Here is a 4,636-nt window from a genome sequence, read left to right as displayed (position 1 = left end):
TGTCTTGGTTATCGAACTCCTGCTGAGGTCTTCTTGAACCAAGTGTTGCACTTCGAATGTGAATCCACATCCCCGCGTACGCGAGGATGACAAAACAAAGAGAAAAAACCTTTCTCAGGCTTATCCCTTCCTCAACTCAGCATATTCGTGCACAATGTCTTTCATAATATCTTCCACTGATTTGAGTTCGTGTATCATTTCAACACATTGACCTGCGGCAAAAACGGTTTTGTATGAAACTTTTTTATCGTGGCCGAAGAGAGATTTGAGTGAACGCTTAATGGCTAAGGCTCTTCGAAAGCGTTTGTTTTTTTTCAAAAGAGTTTCCAGCACACTATCTTCAAGGCCAATAGCTTCCAAGGCTGCCGTTTTTAAAAAATTTCCTGGATATCCGTCAACTCGGTCTGTGTTGATTACGTCTGAAAACCCAGATTGCAGAATGGTTTGTTTATAGTCTTCTGAAACTTCACACTCTTTCGAAGCGATAAAGCGTGTGCCCAGATAAACTCCCGATGCCCCCAAATCTAATGCTGCCGCCATTGTGCGGCCATCGGTAATTCCGCCAGCTGCCAAAACTGGAACATCAAACGCATCTGCAAGTGCAGGAATGAGCACAAAGGGCGAAATATTTCCGGCATGGCCACCCGCTCCATACGAAACCGCAATGAGTCCGTCAGCACCAAGATCGATTACTTTTTTTGCATGTTCCAAATTAATCACATCGCAGTAAACTTTCGTTCCAGCTGCGTGGGCTTTTTGTATCACTTTATCTGGCTTTCCCAATGAAGTAATAATCAACGGAGTTTTTGCCTCAAGAGTAAGTTCAAGTTGCTGCTCCAAATATTTGTTTGAAGCTTGAACAATGAGATTTACCGCAAATGGCTTATCGCTTTCCTTTTTTATCTGCTGCAAGGCTAAGGCATATTTTTCGATAGGTCTATAATTAAGCGCCGGGAAAGCGCCTATCCCTCCGGCTTTGCTGGCAGCAAGCACTAGCTTCACAGTGCTCACCAAAAACATGGGAGCGCATACAATGGGATGCTCAAGTTGAAACTGTTCGGTGAATTTTGTTTTTAAGTTCATAAATATTTCTCAATTTTCTGCAGCAAATCGTGTCGATGTACAAAGTCTGAAAGATAATCAATTTTTTCACTCGAATACACCAAAACTGGAGAATGTGAATACGCTTTAATCCATTTTCGATAGGAACGATGTAAGCCTTTCAAATAATCAAGTGGAATACTCTGTTCTGAATCTCGCCCGCGCTTTTCAATCCGCTTCAACAGTGTTTTTACCGAGCAATCAACAAAGATGAGTAAATCGGGTGGGCGAATGGTGCGCAAAATAGATTGGTATAAATCGGAATAGGTATTGTACTCTTCTTTACTCATGTGTTTTTGCACATATAAATTATGCGCAAAAATTTCGGCGTCTTCATAAATGGTTCTATCTTGAATAACCGTACCTTTTGCTTTTTGAAGTTCAAGTTGGGATTTAAATTTCTGCGTCAAAAAAAACATTTGAGAATGAAACGCCCAACGCTTCATGTTTTTGTAAAACAGACCAAAAAAAGGATTGTTATCGTTTTGTTCAAAAAAAGGTTTTACAGAATACTCCGAACAGAGAAAGTCGATCAGGCTTGATTTTCCAGCACCTATGTTGCCAGCAACCGCTATGTACTTTTGTGTGGCCATAGTTTACGGTTTGTCATTCTTCAAAAACTAAAATCAGATTTTCCCAACAGCCATGCCGCTACTTTTTCGCGTTCTTTGAGAACCTGAAGTGAAAAAGTTGGGGTTAATCGCTGCAGCGCTTTTTGATAGGACTGATATTCTTCATCCGTCTCGGCCATATCCATCAACATTAAATTAGCGCGTGAGAAAAGATCTTCTTTCATTTCAGCTGCAGCAATTTTGCAAATGCTGTATGGAATTTCAGCCTTGTCTGCAGAGAGTGTAGTTTCCATTTTGATGGCGCGAAGCAATGCAGATTCCAAAGCAAAAACAGAAATAATAATGTCAGAAACAAACGCCATCACCGATTGTTTGTCGTCAATTTTTGCTGCATATTTTTTAAGCGCAACTCCAGCAACATAAATAGCTAAGTCTTTCAAGCGAAGCAGAATAGTTTTTTCATGCGACTTTGCAGCTGAAAAACCTGTTTTCAATTGTCCCAATACTTTTTGCAGTTGATCCATTAACGCAAGCTCGCCCTTCATCGCTTTTTTCAGCAAGGTACCCGTAATAATCATGCGGTTGATTTCATTTGTGCCTTCGAAAATACGGTTGATGCGGCTATCGCGGTAAAACTTTGCAACAGGATATTCTTCGCTAAATCCAAAACCACCAAAACACTGAACGGCCTCATCTACAACAGTATCAAGGGCTTCCGAGCCAAACACTTTTGCGATTGATGCTTCGATAGCATATTCGCGAATAATATTTTTTCGTTCTTCATCATACGCTGCACTTTTTGCATCTAACGTAGCTTTGGCCACATCGATCATATGGGCATAGCGATATACAATGGACTCGTTCAAATACGTTTGCACCGCCATGCTTGCAATTTTGTCGCGAATTAACTGAAACTGTGAAATCGCTTTTCCAAATTGCTTGCGCTCATTCACATATTGCACACTGTATTCAATCAAGCGCTTACACGCACCAACACTGGCTGCGCCAAGCTTCCATCTGCCCACATTCAAAACGTTGAAAGCAATGTGATGGCCTTTTCCAATTTCGCCCAACACATTTTCAACTGGAACTTTTAAATCGTTCAAACCTAAAACAGTTGTAGATGAACCTTTAATACCCATCTTGTCTTCATCTTTGTTAATACTGAGACCTGGGAAATCTTTTTCCACCAAGAAGGCGGTGAAGTGCTCTCCATCTACTTTTGCGAAGATGGTAAATAAATCTGCAAAGCCACCATTCGTTACCCAGATTTTTTCACCATTTAAAATATAATGTTTTCCATCGGGAGAAAGCACCGCTTTGGTTTTGGCCCCAAGCGCATCAGAGCCTGAACCAGCTTCTGTGAGAGAGTAAGCACCAATGAATTCGCCACTTGCTAATTTTGGGAGGTATTTTTGCTTTTGAGCTTCGGTTCCAAAGATATCGATGGGAAGCGTGCCAATGCCGGTATGGCACATGAAGGTAACCGAGAATGAACCTTGATCTGTAATATTTTCAGCAATAAACGTAGTGGGCACTTTTCCCAAACCCAAGCCACCGTAAGCTTCTGGCACCTCGGCCATCAGCAAACCCAGTTCCCCTGCCTTTTTCATGAGGACAGGACTTATGCTGCGGCAATCTTTTTCGATTTGATCCGAAAGTGCCAATACTTCATTTTTTGAAAAATTGCGCGTAAGTTGAGCCAAGCTTTTTTCATCTTCACTTGCCTCTTCTGGGATAAAAATGTCGCTTGGTTTTGTCTCTTGAATAAGAAAGGCTCCGCCTTTCACGATATCGCTTGATGTTGACACTGAACTCCCCCTTTGTTTCTGCAATGTGGCCACCTTCTATAGCAAGCCCACTTGCTCTTGCAAAGAAAAACAGCCTAAAACAAAGAGCTCAAGCACAAAAAAATTCGTATCATTTTAACCTTGACCAAGAGCGTGAAAGCTCACTAGTAAGCAGCCAAGACACAAAGTGCACAGCCCGGAGCAACCTGATGAAAGACGTTCAAAACCAAGCAGATCAACGCAATATCGCCATCGACAAAGTTGGCGTGAAAGATATTTCGTATCCCATCACCCTGCTTGACCAAGCACAAAAAGAGCAAAAAACCATTGCGCGCGTGAACATGTATGTTGATTTGCCGCATCACTTTAAAGGCACGCACATGAGTCGATTTGTGGAAATTTTGAATGCGCATCACAACAACATTCATGTTGATCACATGACAAATATTACGCACGAAATGCGAGAATGCTTCGATGCAAAAAGCGCACATATCAAAATGAGCTTTCCTTATTTTTTAAGCAAAAAAGCGCCAGTGTCTGGTTTGTCTGGCATGATGGAGTACCAATGTTTTTTTGAAGCTGTAAGCAATCATGATGGCGACGAAGTGATGATGGGCGTTGATGTTCCCGTGATGACACTGTGTCCTTGCTCAAAAGAAATTAGTGCTTTTGGTGCACATAATCAGCGCGGCATTATTTCAATCCAAGTAAAAACAAGTGCGATGATCTGGCTTGAGGAACTTATTACCATTGCTGAACAAGCGGGCAGCTCACCTCTTTACTCGGTGCTAAAACGCCCAGACGAAAAATTTGTCACCGAAGCCTCATACAATAATCCTAAATTTGTGGAAGACGTTGTGCGTGATGTTGCCGTTGCCCTCAACGCACGAAGTGAAATTTCCTGGTATCAAGTGGCCGCCGAAAACTTCGAAAGCATCCACAATCACAGTGCGTATGCGTTTATTGAGAAGAAGTAATTTTTTTGTCGTTGCGAGGAGTGTAGTTAAACGACGTGGCAATCTCCTCAGGTGATTCACAACTATAAATTGTCAGAGGAGATTGCCACGTTTCGTTTCACGAAACTCGCAATGACAGCAAATTGGCAGAATTGTGGATTGTATCTTGAAGTGAAGTTGAATTTGGAAGAGAAAGAAAAGAGAGGAAGTGATGGCG

General features: G+C 41.9%; 4 protein-coding genes. 1 reads left to right on the top strand and 3 read right to left on the bottom strand.

Features of this window, described 5'->3' with window-relative positions; all coding sequences use genetic code 11:
- Positions 1-120 precede the first annotated feature (120 nt).
- From COV43_01745 to COV43_01735, 3 genes are read right to left on the bottom strand one after another with little or no spacing between them, the layout of a single operon-like run.
- Positions 121-1,083, bottom strand: coding sequence for a 2-nitropropane dioxygenase (locus COV43_01745; protein ID PIR26414.1), 963 nt, complete (start codon positions 1,081-1,083; stop codon positions 121-123).
- Entirely contained in the window at positions 1,080-1,694 is a 615-nt protein-coding gene (locus COV43_01740; GenBank protein ID PIR26413.1) for a deoxynucleoside kinase, read from the bottom strand. The genes COV43_01745 and COV43_01740 overlap by 4 nt, the downstream gene beginning before the upstream one ends.
- Before the next feature lie 20 nt (positions 1,695-1,714).
- Positions 1,715-3,517, bottom strand: coding sequence for an acyl-CoA dehydrogenase (locus COV43_01735; GenBank protein ID PIR26412.1), 1,803 nt, complete (start codon positions 3,515-3,517; stop codon positions 1,715-1,717).
- 155 nt (positions 3,518-3,672) lie between these two features.
- Here COV43_01735 and COV43_01730 point away from each other — a divergent pair, with 155 nt between their 5' ends.
- A complete protein-coding gene (locus COV43_01730) occupies positions 3,673-4,440 on the top strand; it encodes a GTP cyclohydrolase I FolE2 (GenBank protein ID PIR26411.1) in 768 nt (255 codons plus the stop codon).
- Positions 4,441-4,636 lie beyond the last annotated feature (196 nt).

It is taken from the genome of Deltaproteobacteria bacterium CG11_big_fil_rev_8_21_14_0_20_42_23 (assembly GCA_002796345.1).
Lineage (GTDB): Bacteria > UBA10199 > UBA10199 > 2-02-FULL-44-16 > 2-02-FULL-44-16 > 1-14-0-20-42-23.
Note: the sequence above shows the minus strand (reverse complement) of the source record. Positions and strands in the feature narration are given on the sequence as shown.

Coding starts and splice junctions, on each gene's coding strand:
- COV43_01745 (PIR26414.1), bottom strand. CDS start 1,083: ATGAACTTAAAAACAAAATTCACCGAACAGTTTCAACTTGAGCATCCC.
- COV43_01740 (PIR26413.1), bottom strand. CDS start 1,694: ATGGCCACACAAAAGTACATAGCGGTTGCTGGCAACATAGGTGCTGGA.
- COV43_01730 (PIR26411.1), top strand. CDS start 3,673: ATGAAAGACGTTCAAAACCAAGCAGATCAACGCAATATCGCCATCGAC.